Source organism: Succinimonas amylolytica DSM 2873 (genome assembly GCF_000378405.1).
GTDB classification, from domain to species: domain Bacteria; phylum Pseudomonadota; class Gammaproteobacteria; order Enterobacterales; family Succinivibrionaceae; genus Succinimonas; species Succinimonas amylolytica.
Window position 1 is genome coordinate 1,239,433 of record NZ_KB899636.1, and the last position, 17,716, is coordinate 1,257,148.

At 47.6% G+C, this 17,716-nt stretch carries 19 protein-coding genes; 10 read left to right on the forward strand and 9 right to left on the reverse strand.

The features are described 5' to 3' along the window. Positions 1 to 170 precede the first annotated feature (170 nt). From F557_RS0105535 to infA, 4 genes are all read right to left on the reverse strand, one after another. The gene (locus tag F557_RS0105535) at positions 171 to 848 is read right to left on the reverse strand and encodes a glycosyltransferase family 9 protein (RefSeq protein ID WP_019001250.1); all 678 of its coding nucleotides are present in this window, start codon (positions 846 to 848) and stop codon (positions 171 to 173) included. After that, positions 808 to 1,386, reverse strand: a complete 579-nt coding sequence (locus tag F557_RS0105540; protein WP_019001251.1) for a glycosyltransferase family 9 protein — start codon at positions 1,384 to 1,386, stop codon at positions 808 to 810. The genes F557_RS0105535 and F557_RS0105540 overlap by 41 nt, the downstream gene beginning before the upstream one ends. A 259-nt stretch (positions 1,387 to 1,645) precedes the next feature. After that, a complete protein-coding gene (locus tag F557_RS0105545) occupies positions 1,646 to 2,476 on the reverse strand; it encodes a hypothetical protein (protein WP_019001252.1) in 831 nt (276 codons plus the stop codon). A 19-nt stretch (positions 2,477 to 2,495) separates the two neighbouring features. Continuing rightward, complete coding sequence (gene infA, locus F557_RS0105550) at positions 2,496 to 2,714, reverse strand: translation initiation factor IF-1 (RefSeq protein WP_026297765.1); 219 nt, start codon at positions 2,712 to 2,714, stop codon at positions 2,496 to 2,498. Positions 2,715 to 3,371: 657 nt separating this feature from the next. Here infA and F557_RS0105555 point away from each other — a divergent pair. Both F557_RS0105555 and F557_RS0105560 read left to right on the forward strand, forming a co-directional pair. After that, positions 3,372 to 4,211 (forward strand): DUF922 domain-containing protein, encoded by an 840-nt coding sequence (locus F557_RS0105555; protein WP_019001254.1) that lies wholly within the window; start codon positions 3,372 to 3,374, stop codon positions 4,209 to 4,211. 224 nt (positions 4,212 to 4,435) lie between these two features. Next, entirely contained in the window at positions 4,436 to 4,807 is a 372-nt protein-coding gene (locus tag F557_RS0105560) for a DMT family protein (RefSeq protein WP_019001255.1), read from the forward strand. Positions 4,808 to 4,976: 169 nt separating this feature from the next. On the opposite strand, the gene fabB is transcribed toward F557_RS0105560, so the two are convergent. Next, positions 4,977 to 6,194, reverse strand: a complete 1,218-nt coding sequence (gene fabB / locus F557_RS0105565) for a beta-ketoacyl-ACP synthase I (RefSeq protein WP_019001256.1) — start codon at positions 6,192 to 6,194, stop codon at positions 4,977 to 4,979. A gap of 377 nt (positions 6,195 to 6,571) precedes the next feature. On the opposite strand from fabB, the gene mnmC2 reads away from it, so the two are divergent. The 5 genes from mnmC2 (at position 6,572) to tadA (ending at position 11,212) form a co-directional block, all read left to right on the forward strand. Then, complete coding sequence (mnmC2, locus tag F557_RS0105580) at positions 6,572 to 7,318, forward strand: tRNA (5-methylaminomethyl-2-thiouridine)(34)-methyltransferase MnmC2 (protein WP_019001259.1); 747 nt, start codon at positions 6,572 to 6,574, stop codon at positions 7,316 to 7,318. 209 nt (positions 7,319 to 7,527) lie between these two features. Then, positions 7,528 to 8,016: a hypothetical protein gene (locus tag F557_RS0105590; RefSeq protein WP_019001261.1), complete on the forward strand. Its 489-nt coding sequence runs from the start codon at positions 7,528 to 7,530 to the stop codon at positions 8,014 to 8,016. A 143-nt stretch (positions 8,017 to 8,159) separates the two neighbouring features. Next, positions 8,160 to 8,768 (forward strand): NfeD family protein, encoded by a 609-nt coding sequence (locus tag F557_RS0105595; RefSeq protein ID WP_019001262.1) that lies wholly within the window; start codon positions 8,160 to 8,162, stop codon positions 8,766 to 8,768. Between the two features lie 324 nt (positions 8,769 to 9,092). Further along, positions 9,093 to 10,511 carry a flotillin family protein gene (locus tag F557_RS0105605; protein ID WP_019001264.1) on the forward strand — a complete coding sequence of 473 codons (1,419 nt, stop codon included), beginning with the start codon at positions 9,093 to 9,095 and terminating at the stop codon, positions 10,509 to 10,511. Between the two features lie 179 nt (positions 10,512 to 10,690). Continuing rightward, complete coding sequence (gene tadA, locus F557_RS0105615; RefSeq protein WP_019001266.1) at positions 10,691 to 11,212, forward strand: tRNA adenosine(34) deaminase TadA; 522 nt, start codon at positions 10,691 to 10,693, stop codon at positions 11,210 to 11,212. Here tadA and ppk1 read toward each other — a convergent pair. Next, a complete protein-coding gene (gene ppk1, locus F557_RS0105620) occupies positions 11,203 to 13,344 on the reverse strand; it encodes a polyphosphate kinase 1 (protein WP_019001267.1) in 2,142 nt (713 codons plus the stop codon). The genes tadA and ppk1 overlap by 10 nt on opposite strands. Positions 13,345 to 13,459: 115 nt before the next feature. Then, the gene (locus F557_RS0105625) at positions 13,460 to 14,356 is read right to left on the reverse strand and encodes an enhanced serine sensitivity protein SseB C-terminal domain-containing protein (protein ID WP_019001268.1); all 897 of its coding nucleotides are present in this window, start codon (positions 14,354 to 14,356) and stop codon (positions 13,460 to 13,462) included. 412 nt (positions 14,357 to 14,768) lie between these two features. On the opposite strand from F557_RS0105625, the gene F557_RS0105630 reads away from it, so the two are divergent. Then, positions 14,769 to 15,002 carry a hypothetical protein gene (locus F557_RS0105630; RefSeq protein WP_019001269.1) on the forward strand — a complete coding sequence of 78 codons (234 nt, stop codon included), beginning with the start codon at positions 14,769 to 14,771 and terminating at the stop codon, positions 15,000 to 15,002. A gap of 41 nt (positions 15,003 to 15,043) precedes the next feature. Here F557_RS0105630 and F557_RS0105635 read toward each other — a convergent pair whose 3' ends face one another. Together F557_RS0105635 and F557_RS0105640 are read right to left on the reverse strand one after the other, a co-directional pair. Further along, positions 15,044 to 15,838 carry an SEL1-like repeat protein gene (locus F557_RS0105635; RefSeq protein ID WP_019001270.1) on the reverse strand — a complete coding sequence of 265 codons (795 nt, stop codon included), beginning with the start codon at positions 15,836 to 15,838 and terminating at the stop codon, positions 15,044 to 15,046. A gap of 37 nt (positions 15,839 to 15,875) precedes the next feature. Next, positions 15,876 to 16,229, reverse strand: coding sequence for an outer membrane protein assembly factor BamE (locus F557_RS0105640; RefSeq protein WP_019001271.1), 354 nt, complete (start codon positions 16,227 to 16,229; stop codon positions 15,876 to 15,878). A 332-nt stretch (positions 16,230 to 16,561) separates the two neighbouring features. Here F557_RS0105640 and F557_RS18965 point away from each other — a divergent pair, with 332 nt between their 5' ends. Continuing rightward, positions 16,562 to 17,242 carry a nucleotide exchange factor GrpE gene (locus F557_RS18965; RefSeq protein WP_019001274.1) on the forward strand — a complete coding sequence of 227 codons (681 nt, stop codon included), beginning with the start codon at positions 16,562 to 16,564 and terminating at the stop codon, positions 17,240 to 17,242. Between the two features lie 128 nt (positions 17,243 to 17,370). Beyond that, the gene (locus F557_RS0105660) at positions 17,371 to 17,661 is read left to right on the forward strand and encodes a hypothetical protein (RefSeq protein ID WP_019001275.1); all 291 of its coding nucleotides are present in this window, start codon (positions 17,371 to 17,373) and stop codon (positions 17,659 to 17,661) included. Positions 17,662 to 17,716 lie beyond the last annotated feature (55 nt).

Sequence of the window (17,716 nt, forward strand, 5' to 3'; positions counted from 1 at the left end):
ACCTCGTAGACCGAGGGGGAGACCAAGAAAGGTTACAGTTTCACAAAACACTGAAAATTAGAGGTTATAGTCCGTAGAATTGTGAAACTTTTAATAGACCTTTTGCCATTTTTATTACCGGATAATACTGGATTCTGCTGGTGCGGAAGAAACAGCAGAAAGTACGGAGGCTATACAATCCCCTTGCTGATCAGAGCTTCCCTTAATACCTCAAATTTCAGATCCCGGAGATCATTGGGAGTGCCAGGTTCAGGATCATGGTATATCTGAAGTCCCTTTTCATGAACGGGCCGCCATACCTTGTCATAGTTATACCCCAGAACTGATTTGGTTCGCGGATACATGAATATTCCCGGTTTGTTATAAACGGCACTTACATGCACGATCGAGGTATCCGGGGACAGTATCAAATCAGCGTGTTTTATGAGCATGACAACTTCTTCAAATGATTTGAACGGATTGAATATAATTTCAGGAGATTTCTGTTTTAATTCCTCCGGTGCGATGTTCATAAGAACCATGATGTAGCTTCCTGCACAGTTAATGAGATATTCGCAGGTTTTATTGATAATATCGGATGATAGCGAGCGGTTGAGGGACGAAGCTCTGGAATTGATTACTACAAGACTGGGAGTGTCTTTGGATTTCGGGTTACGGTATTTCTGCCTGATATCGGAAATCCATTCCGTAACTCTTTGTTCGACTGCGGTATCGACATCAATGTAATAACGGTAATCGCTTTCGGCCAGACTGATCCCGAAATATTCGCGGAGAACCTGTACCGGTCTGCTTAAGAAGGGGCGGTTTTCAATATTTGTGAAGGTTTTTGCATAAACATTCCGGATCATTGAAAAAAAAATCCCGGGGAGGATTATCCGGTATCGGGACGCCGCTGTTCTCAAGATCCTGGTTAAATCCGATGATATTTCGGCAGTTGAGGGCACACAGAGCCTTCAGCTTGTGATGATCAAAATTCACATCGGGATCCGAGAAATCAACAATGGCATCAACATCTTCGCGATGGCTGAAATACTTAAATACAGTGTCATACTGGTCCCCCCTGATGAATTTGTCAACAAAGGGAAAGATTTTGGGTAACACTCCCAAAAGCCGGTCATAGCATACAATGCTAACCTCGCAGGAATGCTGTTTAAGAATGTGAATAAACCCGGAAACGGCAACGGCATCGCCAATTCCCTTGCCGGTCAGCAGAATAGCCACCCGGCAGCCTTTGCCGTTCTTTATGCTTTCCGCAATCTGCCTTTGAGCCTCGTCGGGTGAGAAATTTCTGTTATTTCTGTTTATCATGCGGTACAGAAGCATATTGAACTTGATTCTGAGCATGCGGGACAGAATCAGCCGGTTTTTATAGAGTTCCTTAAACATTTGGCACTACTTCTTTAGGTGGGGGAGACAAATAGCAATAAACAGAACTGTGCAGCTACGCTGTCTGTCCGGGGCTGCTCGGTCAGTGAAAAAATCCGGAACGGAAGGGCAGTCGTTTTAAATGCCAGTTCTGCACAGTACGTGTTTTGAGTATACCATTTTTTGTCTAAATTCGGAGGTGTCTGATATAAACCCTGGGCATTGGAATCTGCTGTATGTAACTTCATTGCCTTTTGGAGCAACAGAAAGACAGAATGCTTCAGTATTCAAGGCGGAAACTGCGGATTTCTCTGTTTTCCCGGAGGCTGTGCTCGATTTCCGGAAGAACCCGCGAATTAAGACGCCGGGCAGTATTCAGAAAATCCTGCCCCTTTGCCGGATCAGGATCTTTAATTCCAAGCCCCCGGATCATGCAAAAGCCGTAAAGGGCAGCGGCATCGCCGTAATGGCATTCATTTTCGTAATTGAACTTGAAATACATTTCCAGGTTGAATACGGCGTCCTGGTAATCCGGAGGTAGGGGGTTGATGTCTGCGAATTTGCTGCGCAGAAATACGGCTTTTTCAGGATATTTTCTGTTTTTGGATTGCCGATCGCGGTAAAGCTCTTCCAGGATTCTTTTTCTTTCCGCTCCGGAACAGCATACCTCCAGGTGAGTGCTGTCCGCCCCTGGTCTCAGAGAGTTCTGAAAGAAATACAGAACGCCCAGAAGGTAATAGCATTCATAGTATTCATTAAATACAGCTCTTTCGCAGAAATCCTTGGCCGCATTTACATCCTGCTCGATTCCGTCTCCGGTAAGACGCATGAGTGCCATACGCGGAAGTGGAACTACCAGATCCCGTGAGAGAAGCCATTCGAAAATGCGGTAGGCTTCTTCTTTCCGGTTGTGTCGGTACAGATGCATAGATCTGAACAGCCGCCAAAAAAGCTGCACCATTCTGTACAGATCGTACCAATAAAAGAGAAACAGAGAACAAAGGCAGACCAGAGCCTTTATGAACAGGTGATCGTCAACCTGACCGTAAAATAAGAAGACACTCCCTACAACAACCGCTACAATCAGGGATCTTGCAAGAAAATAGAACAATTAATCAGCCTGCCGGATGTTAGCGGGAACGGAATATGATACGCCCCTTGGACAGATCGTAAGGAGTGAGCTGGACGGTAACCTTGTCGCCAGTAAGAATTCTGATGTAGTTCTTGCGCATTTTGCCTGAAATGTGGGCCATTACAACATGACCGTTGTCAAGTTCAACGCGAAAGGTGGTGTTAGGCAGAGTCTCAACTATTGTTCCCTGCATTTCAATGCAATCTTCTTTTGCCATAAAATCCTCAATATTGACCGTTTCCCGGAACAAAACCCGACGTTTACTCCGGCATTCTGTCCGAAGTCAGATGCCAGCCGTCTCCGGTGTGCTTCAGTTTGCTGTCAATCAGGTCTGATCTCCTCTCTGAGCCCTACAGGAAATATCGCTGCCATCTCTGTGCATACGCTACAGACCGGGCATTTTACTATTATTATCGGAATTTGCAAATACCGTATTGAAATATCTCCCTGATTCTAGGATCTGCCAGGAGGTGATAGTACCGAACTTATCCCGCTGCCCGGGACGTTGTGTCATCATTGTTAAAGAGGCGATGAAACCCGTTCATACCGGGAGCGAAGATTTTCATGAATACCTGGGATGTATGACGAAAAAATCGATTAACTGTGTATAAACCCGGAGAACTGTTGATTTTAGGCGCTTTGTCTTGTGTAAAAACTGTGGAGAAGTTTTGAATGATTGTGGAGAAGTCTGTGTAAAAGTCTGTGCAAAACCCCGGGTAAAAAACAGTGCACATGATCTCATAAACATATAAAAACCGTCATAAGTATTACGGTTCCTTTCCGATTTGCGGTAAAATTCCTCATCCAGTCTGTCGGCTCTGCTGCTGACGACGAACCGATTTTCCGATACTGAATAAGGTAAAATGTAATATATATGATGCGTAAAACCCTGCTGGCTCTTCTTATTGTGGGAGTTCCTCTGGCACTTGTTTATGCTTTTCTTTTCATTCTTCCTCAGTTTGTAAACGGTGAAAAAGAGCATTCCGTTCTTGACGAGCGCTTTGCAACGGTGGTGGGCGATACAGTCCTTCCCAATATTGCCAACAATGCTGTCGGCCATAACAGCAGGGCGGATCAGGTGCTGCGTTACAACAAGGAGCATGGCGATCATTCTGAAGATGTCTTCTACCATGATCTTGACGTCAGGGAGCATGTTAACCGCAATACCTCATTCTATGACGTATCTGCCGATACACCGGAAGAGCTGCACGACATCATAGAGAGCAGTGCGCCACTGAATGTCAATACCAACAAGCGCAGCATTGTGAAGGTCAGCTATGCCATTAACTGGAATCTTGATGTAAGGCAGGAGCCGGAGCAGTGTGAATTCTACGGTGCCGATATCACTGTTGACATTACCACGGTAATGCCCAACTGGACAGAGGTCAGAAATCAGGCTCCGGAGGTTCAGGAGCAGTGGTCCCGCTATCTGGCGGATGCCTCCCATTACAGCAGCCGGCATGATCCGATTATTATAAAGGCCAGTAAAAGTCTGGCCCAGAGGATTCGCTATGTCGGGAAGCAGCGATTCTGCAGTGATCTTATCGAAGCTGTGAATGCCATGGGAGATGCGAGTCTTGTCGGTGCTGAAAAAATGATGGCCAGATATAAGAGCGAGACCGGTAACGGCCGGCTGATGGGGGTTCAGGTTCCGGTATTTGCCCAGAGTAACTATATTAAGAGTCTTGATGAGGATGACGAACAGAATCTCTGATCCTCGTTCTTGTTAACATTCACAGCTTAGGACCTGCAGGACATATGCCTCAGGTCCTTTTTTACGTCTGAAAAAAGCGCGGCCGCACAGAAGAGGATGCCGGGGTGCAATGACACGGAGCAGTCAGTGAGTGCGGAATGGACTATAATACTCCGGTTTTCCGGCAGGAGGAGTACGCCGGTCTGACAGCATTATTAAAGATCATCATTTAAGGAGAAATGCCTATGCCCATGGGATGGATAATTGCGGGGAGTGTGGTGCTTCTTGTAATAAGCAATGTTTTTATGAATCTGGCCTGGTATCTCCATCTCAGCAAAATGGCAGAACGTCCGATTTTTTATGCCATTCTGTTTTCCTGGGGAATTGCCTTTCTGGAGTATGTGCTGATGGTTCCAGCAAATCGCTGGGCTTCGGCATATCTCTCGGTTAGTCAGTTAAAAATCATGCAGGAAATGATTACTCTTTCCGTATTCCTGCCGCTTTCGATCTTTGTGTTTGGAGAAAAATTCAGCTGGGACTATGTCTGGTCGGCGCTCTGCATGATGGGAGCGGCATTTTTCGCTTTCAGGAGAATGCTGTTTAGCGCAGCGTCCTAAGGCGGATTTTTTTCGGAATCTGTTCCATCTGTTTTTATATTCTGTGTGAAGCCCTGAAGATATGAAAATGGAGCGTTGGGCTCTTTAATCCTGCGTGGGAATGCAGAGCCGAAAAAAGAAAAAGCCCTGAAAATTCAGGGCTCTCATGGCTGAAAATTTCGGCTCTGCGCTATTCTTTGTATGCGCCCAGCACCAGACAGGCGTTGGTGCCGCCAAAACCAAAGCTGTTGGACATTACCGTTTCAAGATGCTGTTCGGTATATTCCGTTACCAGGGGAAGTCCGGCTACCACGGGATCCGGATTTGTCACATTGATGCTGGGGGCGATGAAGCCGTTGTTCAGCATCAGGAGGGAATAAATGGCTTCCTGTACTCCGGCAGCTCCCAGAGAATGTCCGGTCATGGATTTGGTAGAACTGAATTTCGGCATGGCATCACCGAAGGTTTCCTTAATGGCCTCGATTTCCCGGGTATCACCCACTTTGGTGGAGGTGCCGTGGGTGTTTATGTAGTCAATACGGCGATCTCCGATTCCTGACATGGCCATTTTCATGCAGCGCATGGCACCTTCCCCTGAAGGAGCTACCATGTCATAGCCGTCGGAGGTGGTGCCATAGCCAAGAACCTCACCGTAAATTCTGGCGCCTCTGGCCAGAGCATGAGAAAGCTCTTCTACTACCACCATGCCGCCGCCTCCGGCAATGACAAAGCCGTCCCGATCGGCATCGTAGGTGCGGGAGGCCTGTTCCGGAGTGTCGTTAAATTTGGTGCTCAGCGCTCCCATACCGTCAAAGAGACATGACAGCGTCCAGTCCAGCTCCTCGCCGCCGCCGGCAAATACCACATCCTGACGGTTCAGAAGGATCTGTTCCACGGCATTTCCGATACAGTGTGCCGAGGTGGCGCAGGCGGAGCTAATGCTGTAGTTGACACCCTTGATTTTAAAGGGTGTGGCCAGACACGCCGAGGTGGTGGATCCCATGCAGCGGGTGACCTGATATGGTCCCACTCTTTTAACGCCTCTGGTTTTCAGAGTTTCGCATGCTTCTACCTGATTTTTGGGCGACGAACCGCCCGACCCGCAAATGAGTCCGGTACGTTCGTTGGATACTTCACTTTCCGGAAGTCCGGAATCCTTCACTGCCTCCTGCATTGCCAGAAAGGCGTAAACTGCAGCATCGCCCATAAAACGGCGTATCTTGCGATCTACCAGATCTGAGGTATCGAGCTTGACATTGCCCCATACCTGGGATCGCATCCCGATATCGCGAAACTGCTCCGAGAAGGTTATGCCGGATTTTCCAGATCTGAGAGATTCCAACACTTCTGTAGCGTTATTCCCTATGCTAGATACTATTCCGATACCGGTAATAACAGCTCTTCTCATATTATCTGTTTCTCCGTGAATTCTGTGGCTTAAAACGGATTTTGCGCCATCCGCGCAGTCATGCATTTATTCTATATCAATATGATGATTTTGAAAAAACAGTCATGGAAAACATTTGCCATTTTCTGAACATTGGCAGTCTTTTTCTGCAAAAATGCAGCGGTTTTCATAATCTGGGCCGAATTTTGTCGCTAAGCGGTTCCCGAATCTGAGAGGGGGCTGTTTAAACAGGGAAATTTAATTCCGGTGTTGTTATGTGGGATTTCCCATAACTCCGGATTTCTGTCATAATCCCTCCGGCTGAAAACGGGGGGCTGTGCTGCTGGTGTTTATTCTCCTGAGCTTCCGTATGGCCTGTTTTTTTAAGGAATACTTCCATGGAAATTTCGCTTGCTTCCGGGATTCCGTCCGCTTCGGATCCGGAATATGCAACAATCAGTATTGACGGGGAAACTGCCGGAAGTCCTGTTTTTGATGATGTATATTTTTCTGATGCCGGAGGATATCTGGAATCGGAGCATGTTTTTATCAGAGGCAACAGGCTTCCGGAACGTCTGAGGACGGGAAACGGAACCGAATTTGTTATCGGAGAGACTGGCTTTGGAACCGGTCGGAATCTTCTGGTTCTTATGAAACTTCTCAGAGAGCTTCGGGAACAGGGTGGAACTCTTCCGGAGATTCATTTTGTCACCATGGAAAAATTTCCTCTCCGCCCGGAAGATCTTAAAAAGGCTCAGGGTATTTTCCGGAATCTTTCCCGGGAGGCCGGGCTTTTTCAGGGGTGTTACCGGATAGCCGGTTCGGGAATACAGACCATGGTTCCGGAACCGGGGATCACGGTGCATCTTATTATTGGCGACGTTTTGGACATCAGTACTGCGCTCCGGCTATCCCGGCCGGTGGATGCCTGGTTTCTGGACGGTTTTTCGCCTGCCAGAAATCCTGATATGTGGTCTCTGCCGGTGATGCGGAATCTTTTCAGGCTGAGTATTCCCGGAACAACGCTGGCAACATATACTGTGAGCGGAACTGTAAGAAGGAATCTGAATGCAGCCGGATTCGCCACGGTGAAGGTTTCCGGCTGTGGTCGCAAAAGAGAAATGACAGTCGGAGAAGTTCCGTAACCGTATTCTTCTTTGCCGAACTCCCGGGTTTCTTATCTGGCTGATGAAACGTAGGAAAGCCCGTGTCATCAGCCGCCGTAATTATGAGATATATAAACCGTCCCCGTTATGCTTTTCTGTTCTTTTTTTATTCATACGGTTTTTCTTGAAATTCCGTCAATCCGGCTTTATGTAGATATCATACAGGGTGTTGTTTCAAAAAAGCCGTTATGACCAGAACCAGAATTGACAGACTTTCCCCGGAAGCCAGGAAGGTATTTCTCTGGATGAAGACCCTTCGCACAGGCTATGCTGTTTTGGCGCTGTATTCCCTGAAGCCGGCAGCTTTGGCAATAGTGGGAAATTTCCGGAGAGGCATCTCCTGGTGGGATCTCAGCTTTACCACTTATGAAATATGCCAGTGTCTGATTCCTCTGGCACTTCTGGCGGTATGGATTCTGCTCAGGCATCATTTCGGGGGCTACATGGCCGCCATGGTGCTGGCAGCGGAGTTTTGTGTCAGTGCGGTAAGAGAGCCCGTTCTTCTTAACGGAACCGGTATTGTTGTCTGTCAGGCTCTGGTCATCCTTATGTGCTGGAGTGCCGGAACATGTCAGAAAAAGCTTAGGAGAACCCGGCAAAGCCTCCCGCGGATTTACAGCTCGATAATTGAGGAGATCCGGGAAGCGGGCTATCCGTTACGGCACGGTTCTTCGTGATTTTAGAGGAATGCCCTTTCCGGCTACTTTTTTGCTTTTAATATGTCTGATATCCCAAAAGTTAAAGATATTGTTACGGATAAAGGCAGTTTTTATTTATAGTTAGTCAGCCTTGCTTATTATTATCGGAGGAGGTTAGTGCTATGTTTGAATTCCTGGAAGAGATGTCAGGCCTGGAATATATGTTCGTTCTTATGATGGTGGCCGGAGGAACGATATTTTTCATAAGACTATTCCTCATGTTTTTTACTGGAATCGATGCAGACCCTTCGGATGCTGAAACCTCTATTGCTGACAGTTCCGAGACGGCACTCAGATATATTTCTCTGCAGTCCATATCGTCGTTTGGTCTCATTGGCGGCCTGTTTGGTTTTTGGGCGGAGAGAACCTTCCATAACAGCGTTATTTCCGTACTGATAACACTGGTAGCCGGAGCTGTGATGGTTTTGATAATGGCTAAGCTCACCGCATTTATGCTGAAGCTTCAGAACCGGGGAAATATCAGGATTTCCAATTCTGTAGGCAAGGACGGCAAGGTTTATCTGACTTTGCAGAAGGATGGCACAGGACAGGTTGAATTCAGCATGCAGGGCAGACGTCTTTATTACAGTGCGGTTTCCGAGAACGGCGAAGTAATCCCCACCGGCACCAGGGTAAGGATTGTGAGAGTTACCGATGATTCCGTGCTGGTAGTGGTTCCTCTTACCGCTGCCGGTGCCGAGGAAAAGGGGACTCTGACAGGCGGCAGATAGTGGCTTTCTGATATTTGTACTGGAGTTAATCATTTCAGAGGAGAAGTTTAATAAGAAAATGGTGATGTTCTGATTTTAGGGTTATGCCATTTTGCTGTGGTCTCTCTGGGCATTTATGTAATCAGCAAGGACTTTGAAAGCTTTCAAAAAGGAGTCTGGCATCGTTTGAACCGGACCTTCCGGAAAAAGCTCCGATCCTGCCAGATAACACAGTAGAAAAATGAGTCTTGACGAATTGTAATTGTTTTTCGGGGCGGTTTTGAAAAGCAGTTTTGGATGTTTTGTACGGATAAGAAATATCGTATTTGATGGAGAAATAAGCATATGTTACCACTTGTGGCGGTAGTGCTTGCCGTTATTATCGGTATGGCGCTCATAGTATTTTTTGTTAACAGATTCAGACGCTGTCCTTCAGACCAGCTTCTGGTGGTTTATGGTATGGGAACCGGCGAAAGGGCGTCTAAGTGCGTGCATGGCGGTGGTGTGTTTGTATGGCCTCTGGTTCAGGATTATCAGTATATGGATCTGAAGCCCATGACTATCAATATTCCTTTGACCGGAGCACTTTCAAAGCAGAATATCCGTATTAACGTTCCTTCAAGCTTTACTGTTCAGATTTCTGCCGAATCCGACATTATGGGGAATGCGGCCGTATGTCTTCTCGGCATGGATCAGCCGCAGATAGAGGATATGGCCAAGAATATCATCATCGGCCAGCTTCGTCTTACAGTGGCTTCTCTGGATATCGAGGAAATCAACAGGGATCGTGAAAGCTTCCAGGAAAAGATCATGGCCAACGTGGAGCCGGAACTCAACAAGATTGGCCTTAAGCTTATCAACGTTAATATTACCGATATCACCGACGAATCCGACTACATCGAGAGTATCGGTAAAAAGGCTGCTGCCGAGGCGGTAAACAAAGCCAAGATTGATGTGGCCAATCAGGAAAAGATCGGTGCTGTTGGTGAATCCGAGGCCAACAGAGAGAAGGACATTTCTGTGGCTCAGAACCAGGCCGAGGCTCAGAAGGGTATGAAGCAGGCTGAGGCCGGACAGCGCTGCTATGTGGCTGATCAGGAATCCCAGGCAATTTCCGGCGAAAACGAGGCCAAGAAGAAGATTGCCCAGTCCAATGCTGAGCTGGAGGTTATCCAGGCTGAGGCTCATCAGAGATCTGAGGTTGCCAAGAGCCAGGCCCAGGCTGAAATCGAAAAGGCTAAATACCTCGCAGAAAAGCAGAGACTTAATGCTGCGGAAATTTCCCGTCAGGAAATCGACAAGCAGAAGATCATTATTGACGCCCAGGCTATTGCCGAGAAGCAGCGTGAAGAGGCCCGCGGTCAGGCTGATGCTGTGCTTTTGAAGTACCAGGCTGAAGCTCAGGGGCAGAAGGCGCTTCTTGAAGCTAAGGCATCCGGTTACGCCGAACTGGTCAAGAGTGCCGGAAACAATGTGGAAGCGGCTTCCACCCTGCTTATTATTGAAAAGCTCCAGGAACTGGTTGGCCTGCAGACAGAGGCGATCAAGAATATCAAGATCGACAAGGTTACTGTCTGGGATCATGACAGTAACGGAGGTGCTGGTGACGGAAAGACCTCGACTGCAAATTTTCTGTCCGGCATGGTGAAGAGTCTGCCGCCGCTTCATGATGTCGCAAAAATGGCCGGACTTAACCTTCCTGAGTATCTGGGGTCGGTGGATGCTGCCCGGACTCCCCAGAAAAAGGCTTCGATTGAAGAGTAGTTCGTGCGTGGCATGCTGACAGACTGAGAAATTCTGTTGTAAAAACATGTAAAAGCTCCGACAATTAGCCGGGGCTTTTTTTGTGCCTGAGTCCGGCAGTCATGTCCCAGCATTTTTCTGTCTGCCGGAGGATTGTTTTTTGTAATACTGCCTGATACGGCGAATACTGACAGAGAATCATGAAGGAACTTCTTAATATTGACGAGATTTTTATGAAAGAGGCTCTCAGGGAAGCCAGGCGTGCCCGGGATCTGGGAGAAGTTCCTGTCGGAGCTGTGGTGGTGATGAACGGACAGGTCGTTGTTCGGGGCTGTAATTCGATGCTGACCTCCCGGGATCCCAGTGCCCATGCAGAGATGGTGGTTATCAGAAAGACGGCTCTCCTTACAGGTAACTACCGCCTTATCGGAGCTACTCTTTATGTTACTTTGGAACCGTGTCTGATGTGTACGGGGGCTATTGTGCTGTCCCGGGTAGATCGGGTGGTATACGGGGCCTGGGAACCGAAGACCGGTGCTCACGAGTCGGCGTTCCGTGTTATGAGCGATCCCCGGCACAATCATGTGCCGGACGTCACCGGAGGAATTCTGGCAGAGGAATGCGCGGCTATCCTGTCTGATTTTTTCCGGATGCGAAGGGCGGAGAAAAAGGCCCGTAAGAAAGCAGAGACTCTGTCCGACTCAGCTTCTGACTATTCCTGAGTTTGCCGGGCGCCCCGCTTTTCCTGTTTCTTTTCTTCGTTCTTTGCCAGATAATCATATATGGCTATCTGCGAACGCAGTTTCCTGCGGTTGCCTCTCTTCACGTAGGTGTTCGTTTGTTCGGAATCGATGATTCTGGCTTTCATGGTATCCTGGAATTGGATATTGAGAATATCCATGATGCGATTTTTCAGAATCGGGGAGAGAATCGGTGTTCCCACTTCAATGCGGGTATCGAGATTCCGGGACATCCAGTCAGCGGAGGAAATGAACAGCCGGGGATTTCCGTTGTTGTAGAAATACATCACCCGGGGGTGTTCCAGGAAACGATCCACAATGCTGATAATTCTGATGTTTTCGCTGAGCCCCGGGATTCCCGGCCGGAGAGAACACATGCCTCTTATAATCATGTCGATCTGTACGCCGGCCTGAGAGGCTTTGTACAGTTCGTCAATCAGCTCCTTGTCCACCAGATTGTTGATTTTAACCAGAATTTTACCGGTAAATCCTGAACGGGCGTTGTTTATCTCGTTTTCAATCATGTCCGTGATTTTCCTGCGGGCATTGATGGGTGATACCAGAAGCCGGTCAAATTTGGTATGAATATAAGGAAATTCGATAAAGGTAAATACTTCTGCTACTTCCTGAGTCAGTTCTGGGTGCTTGGTAAACAGGGCGAAATCCGTGTAGATTTTAGCGGTTTTTTCATTAAAGTTGCCGGTTCCTATGTGGGCGTAGCGGGTTGGCTGCCCGTCCTCAATTCTGGTAATCAGGCAGAGTTTTGAATGAATTTTGAGGCTGGGCATGCCGAACAGTACCTTAACTCCGGCATCGGTGAGCCTGCTGGCCCATTTTATGTTGTTTTCCTCGTCAAATCTGGCCTTTAATTCCACGATTACCGTGACGTGCTTGCCGTTATTGGCGGCATCAATGAGCGAACTTATGACACGGCTTTTAGAGGCTACCCGGTAGATGTTGATTTTGATGGCGGTAACGGCGGGATCGTAGGAAGCCTGACGCAGAAGCTCTGTGAAGTACCGGAAGGAATGGTACGGATAATAGAGCAGAATGTCGTGGGCGCTGATGGCTTCGAAGGCATTTGCCGCTGCATCGAAATCGGTGGAGTTCAGTTCGGGAAGTGGGGTGTTTTCAATATAGTCCCGTCCGACATTGGGGAAGCCGGTAAAGTCCTTGAAGTTGTGATAGCGCCCCCCCTCCATTACGGAGTCGAAGTCCTGCATGCAGAGTTTGTTTACGATGTAGCGCACCATTTCCTTCGGCATTTCCTTGTCGTAGGCAAAACGTACCGGCATGGAAACCAGGCGCTGTTTCAGGCTCTGGGACATGTTTTCAACAAAGGAGCGATCCATCTGGGAAGACAGGTCGTACTCTGCGTCCCGGTTCATTTTTGCGGAATAGGCACTGATTTCATCGTAATTAAAAAGCCCCTTGAAGATGAGATCCAGCCCGATACGGATAACATTGTCCAGGATCATCAGCACCTTTTCCTTTTTGTTTCCAAAAGTGGGAATCTGGATAAATCTGGGAATTTTGTCGGTAGGGATCTCGATAAGAGCATAGGTAACACTGTTAGATCCATCCCTGTCCTGGCTTTTTTCCCGTCCTTCCTTATGACCTTTACGGGTCATTTTCACTAACAGGTAGGCATACTTATCCTTGAGGAAGGATACCAGATCGATGGAATCATTAAGGATTACGGGACTTATGTGCTTAAGAACGTTTCTCCTGAAAAAATCGGTTACCCAGACTCGCTGTTCCTCGGTTATCTGTTTTTCGTCATAAAGGAAGATGTTATGTGAGGAAAGCTCTGTAAGGAGCATACTATATGTGTTGTCAAAGGTGTCGTTTAGCTTCTTTACCTTGCTAAGGCACTGCTTGAGCACCTCCTTTGCTCCGGAATCGTTGTCATTTTCCTCGTCTATAACTACCCGTCTTTTGAGATCGGCGATTTTAACCTTGAAATACTCGTCAAGATTACTGGAATAGATCCCCAGAAAACGGACTCTTTCTACTACGGGAACACTCTTGTCCTGGGCTTCCTGGAGAACCCGTTCGTTAAATGAAAGCCAGCTTAATTCCTTGGGGATCCAGGATGAAGGAGCATTTTTCATAATTACCTCGAAACAGCAGTGTGCACGGTAGCGGGGGTATAACACCTGATTTCAGGAGCGGCGGGGATATCCGGATCCGCTTATATCCATCCCCGCGCGATAGAAGAATACTGTATCAGAAAAGTCCCAGTATCTTTTTGCGGACATAGAAAGGTTCGATATTTTTCAGAGCTGCTCTGAGAAATTCGCTGTCCGGGTTGTAGACCATAAAATCTGTGTGCAGGGTACCGGAATGCTTGTCGGCTGTCATTGAAAGTCCTGGAAAGATATCCTGAGGACTGTCAGTTGTCTGAGTAACCACCAGATAGGTTATCTCGGCCACCCCGGCGGCATTTTTGCGATCCGGCCACTGTAATGCGCAGAGCCAGGCTTTTTTTATGTTTTTAAGATCGGCCATATCCTGGGACAGCGCTTTGATAAGACTGTCCGGCCTGTTTTTAGGAGTGCCGACAGCAACTGTTGTTCCTTTGGGTATTGAGAACAGTCTGTAGGGAGCTTTTGCCGGCGCTGTGGTGCATGATATTCTGCCTTCTGGAGTTTTGAGAAGTTCTGCCAGGAGTTCTTTGTCAATGGTAATCCCGGAACCGAAGGGGTTTACCACGATTCCTTTCAGGATGCTGTTACCGGCACAGACGGTTTCCGCCACACCGGTAAATTTCTGAACAATGTTGCCGGTTTTGTCGAGAGTGAATTTTTTGAATTCTCCGGCATTTGTGAATACTGGGCAGTAGTGCTCGTCATTGGCGTTTTTTATTAGCACGTATTCAAGTCTGGCATTATCAGAGAAGGATACTCCGCCGTTATTGAATTTGTAGCTGCCGTCCAGTTTAACCGGAACAATGACCTTTGATTTTTTTAGTTCTGCCAGCGCCATGCGGCGGTTGATTTCAGTCTGGGATTCCACAAGAAAGCCCAGAGCTTTGTCCAGGGCGGTGTTGTCGATACCGTAGTTTATGGGGATCTGCTGTTTCTGTGGTGCGTTGTCGTTATGGCTGATATCATTCATGTTCATTATGGCCTTCTCCGTGCTGGTTCTATGGCAGTGTTTTACTCCGGTTTTGCAGGAAGCATTTTACCAAAGTGCACCGGTTATCACTATTCTGATATAGGACGAAGCTTGCAAGAATAAGAGGTTTGAGACAAAACGGGGAAAAAAGCTGCCTGATTGTCTTTGAAGAGCATGGAAAAAATATTTTTAGCAGGAAAAAGCTGAAAAATCAGGCGGGGGCTCGTTTTTAAGTTTTTTAGCCGGTGTCAATCTCAATTTTGTGAATAATCTGCCGCTAAGAAGAAGAGAGGATGGAAGTTGATCGTTTTTACAGGAGTGTGGTTGCTTACAGGGACGTTGTGATCAGGGATGCTGTGATAGTCAGATCTTGAAGACTGTTCGGAGCATTCCGGATCAGAAAGAGAGGAGATGTGCTATGGATGCAGTCTTTGCAATTCTTCCCAGATACAGCGGAGGCCCGGCCATTCTTAATTTTAAAAAAGGGGTAAGAAAAACCGAGAAAAAGCGTCCGGTCCGGGAATACTGCGATGAAGAAGAGGAAAAATCCGGATACGGGCGGGAGAGTGATGATCGGGAGGCTCTTTATGGCCGAAACGGTCGCATATCCGACGGTAGCGGACATTCTTCGGATATTGATTTTGAGGCCTGATAGCTAAAAGAGTTTTCCGAAGGAAAATACCGTTGTCCAGGTTATTTTTTTCTGAAAAGACTTGTTCCGAATGCAGGATCGCCGTCTTCACTAGATTCATTGGTATTCTGCGATCTTCCTCTGTTCATCAGTTTCTGAAATGAAGCTTTAAGCTGAGGGTGATTTTCCCGGAATTCGGTATATTCCGGGGAAGTGAGCTGAAACATGGCATCCTGGTATCCCATGGAGGCAGCTCTTTCCACCATGGTGTACCCCTGAAGCTGCATATCGTCAGCCTTAAACAGAAATTTGCCCAGCTCATACATGGCAGGAACATCGCCTCTTTCTCTAAAGTTAAGTTTGGAAATCCAGTTCTGGGCACTGGTGGGATCCTTTAGCTGATAAAAGGCGTAAATGATTTCCATGATATCTCGGGGGCTTTTTGGGGAGGCGTTCCGTAATTCCTCAAGTGCCTTTTTAAAGAGTTCTGGCCGTTTTTCGTTGACCGCTTTCGCTCTGCTTGCCATGGTAAGCCAGCAGTAGGTGTACAGGCTGGAAAACTTCATCTGCTGGAAATAAAGGTAGTGCTCTCCGTCGGGCTTCAGGGTGGAGCTGTAAAGCTCTGCCAGTTTGAGACCGCTGTCAGGGATCCCCCAGGAACACTCCCGGGCATAAACAGTGAAGCGGCGGTCAAGCTCCGGATAGAGTTCCGGAAAAGTATTCTCAGGAAGTTTGAAGCTCTGGAGATGGTTCCTGGCATGTTTTCGGGGGTTAAAACGTTCTTCCTCCGGAGCCGAACATCCGGAAAAAGATACAGAGATCAGAGCTGCAAAAAGAAAAAGGAGAACAGCCTTCATAAAAATAATTCCGCCAGTGAAAACGGACAGCGAGCCTTTACTGTGCCGGTACCGTTACCGCATTGTCAAAAAGGGAGCTTTTTTCAAAATCTCCGTAAATGTCTTCAAGAGTCTCCTGGGTGTTGAATTTAACCACCAGTTTTTTCTGTTCTGGCTCTGACCAGCCGATGCGTACGTAGTTGATATAGTACCAGGTGGAGGAATCCATGGGGTCGGTCAGCATCGGTGTTCCCAGAATAAATTTTACCTGCTCCTGAGTCATGCCGCGGCGGAGCAGATTGACATCCTTCTGTTCGGTGAAGTTCCCCTGATACAGATCCGGCCTGTAGGCACAGGAATTCAGAACCGGAGCAAGAGTCAGCAGTAACAGGACTGCAAATACGATTTTCATGCAAAAGCCTTTTTATTCCCTAATCTCGGGTAATTTTAGCACAGAAATTGGCTCTGGCGGGAACCGGGGATTGCGGGAAGTTCTTAAAATCAGGATCGGTCTCAAAGCCGGGCAGGCATTGCCGGAGTAATGCTGAGGAGACGGATACTGTCAGAACGACTTGAACAGAAAATCCTGGAAATGCAAATGGAGGCAGATTCAGGGCGGAGAAATACTACAGTATTCTGTGGACGTACTGGACGGTTTGGGGTTAAATTATCCGGCTGTCTTGAAAATTTAAACTTAATCCCCATGTTACATTCGGGTTTATATGGATTTTGGGAGATACGTGAATGACTAACGAAAGTGAAGTTCAGCAGAACAGTACAGAGACGGATAATGAAGCTCAGGTACAGAACGAAACTGATACCGAGACTGCAAAGCCGGCTGAGGAAAATACCGCCGAAGAGGCTGTCAAGCCGGAAGAGAAGGAGGAGCTTACACCGGAAAAGCTTCTGAAGGATCTTGAGGAAGCTCAGAAGAAGGTTCGTGAATACGAAGAAGAAAACAAGAATCTCCGGGAGGAAATTCTAAGAGCCCGTGCCGAAGTTCAGAACATGAGAAAGCGCTGCGAGCAGGATGTTCAGAAGGCCAAGGATTATTCGATAACAAGATTTGCTCAGGATCTCGTTCCGCCGCTGGAGGCCATGGAGAAGGCGGTTGAGTATTCCGGAAAAATCACTCCTGATAATCCCGAGATGGTTGCACAGGTTGTTGAAGGCGTGAAGGGAACTATGACGGTTCTTCTCAAGGCTATGGAGAATAATGGTCTTAAGGCAATCAAGCCGGCAAACGGAGACGAGTTCAACCCGGAGCTCCATGAGGCCATGACTTTTGTCCCCAATCCGGCGATTCCGGCAAATCACATCATTGATACCTTCCGCACGGGGTATTCTCTTAACGGAAGAATCATCAGAGCTGCCCAGGTGGTGGTGTCTGCCGGTAACGGCGGTTCTGTAAATACCGAAGCCTGATATGAAAATGCGTCCGGCAGCACCGGCCGTTTCAGCACTGAATCCCCGGAGATGATTGTTCTCCGGGGATTCCTGCATTTCAGGCAAATGATAGGGGCAGTGTATCTGCCGACTGACAGAGGCATTACATGACAAAGAGATCAGATACCGAGAAAAAGCTGCGCCTGGCAGTCGTGTTTTTTATGATGGCGGTGATGTTCCTGATGGGAACTTTGATTACGAGCGGGGGGATACTGGTTGTGGCAGCCTTTATCGCTGCCGCTTCAGGGGCAATGCTGATAACAGTGTTCATGCGCGAGCTTTACTGTTACAAAGGAATTTCCGGTCAGAATGCGGAAACAATTACTGAAGATGCCGAACTGGATGATGATTGTGATGAAGGCGGCAATGGCGTAAGCAATGAAGAATCCCAAAAATGAGAAAACGGACATTTCGGGATTTTTTATTTTTTTTTGCAATTGCACTTGAAAAGAA

Excerpts from the sequence above, each read along its gene's own strand:
- F557_RS0105595 (WP_019001262.1), top strand. The coding sequence starts at position 8,160 with ATGTTTGAATTCCTGGAAGAGATGTCAGGCCTGGAATATATGTTCGTT.
- F557_RS0105605 (WP_019001264.1), top strand. The coding sequence starts at position 9,093 with ATGTTACCACTTGTGGCGGTAGTGCTTGCCGTTATTATCGGTATGGCG.
- F557_RS0105555 (WP_019001254.1), top strand. The coding sequence starts at position 3,372 with ATGATGCGTAAAACCCTGCTGGCTCTTCTTATTGTGGGAGTTCCTCTG.
- F557_RS0105625 (WP_019001268.1), bottom strand. The coding sequence starts at position 14,356 with ATGAACATGAATGATATCAGCCATAACGACAACGCACCACAGAAACAG.
- F557_RS0105590 (WP_019001261.1), top strand. The coding sequence starts at position 7,528 with ATGACCAGAACCAGAATTGACAGACTTTCCCCGGAAGCCAGGAAGGTA.
- F557_RS0105540 (WP_019001251.1), bottom strand. The coding sequence starts at position 1,386 with ATGTTTAAGGAACTCTATAAAAACCGGCTGATTCTGTCCCGCATGCTC.
- F557_RS0105630 (WP_019001269.1), top strand. The coding sequence starts at position 14,769 with ATGGATGCAGTCTTTGCAATTCTTCCCAGATACAGCGGAGGCCCGGCC.
- infA (WP_026297765.1), bottom strand. The coding sequence starts at position 2,714 with ATGGCAAAAGAAGATTGCATTGAAATGCAGGGAACAATAGTTGAGACT.
- F557_RS0105660 (WP_019001275.1), top strand. The coding sequence starts at position 17,371 with ATGACAAAGAGATCAGATACCGAGAAAAAGCTGCGCCTGGCAGTCGTG.
- ppk1 (WP_019001267.1), bottom strand. The coding sequence starts at position 13,344 with ATGAAAAATGCTCCTTCATCCTGGATCCCCAAGGAATTAAGCTGGCTT.
- F557_RS0105640 (WP_019001271.1), bottom strand. The coding sequence starts at position 16,229 with ATGAAAATCGTATTTGCAGTCCTGTTACTGCTGACTCTTGCTCCGGTT.
- F557_RS0105560 (WP_019001255.1), top strand. The coding sequence starts at position 4,436 with ATGCCCATGGGATGGATAATTGCGGGGAGTGTGGTGCTTCTTGTAATA.
- F557_RS18965 (WP_019001274.1), top strand. The coding sequence starts at position 16,562 with ATGACTAACGAAAGTGAAGTTCAGCAGAACAGTACAGAGACGGATAAT.
- mnmC2 (WP_019001259.1), top strand. The coding sequence starts at position 6,572 with ATGGAAATTTCGCTTGCTTCCGGGATTCCGTCCGCTTCGGATCCGGAA.
- tadA (WP_019001266.1), top strand. The coding sequence starts at position 10,691 with ATGAAGGAACTTCTTAATATTGACGAGATTTTTATGAAAGAGGCTCTC.
- fabB (WP_019001256.1), bottom strand. The coding sequence starts at position 6,194 with ATGAGAAGAGCTGTTATTACCGGTATCGGAATAGTATCTAGCATAGGG.
- F557_RS0105535 (WP_019001250.1), bottom strand. The coding sequence starts at position 848 with ATGATCCGGAATGTTTATGCAAAAACCTTCACAAATATTGAAAACCGC.
- F557_RS0105635 (WP_019001270.1), bottom strand. The coding sequence starts at position 15,838 with ATGAAGGCTGTTCTCCTTTTTCTTTTTGCAGCTCTGATCTCTGTATCT.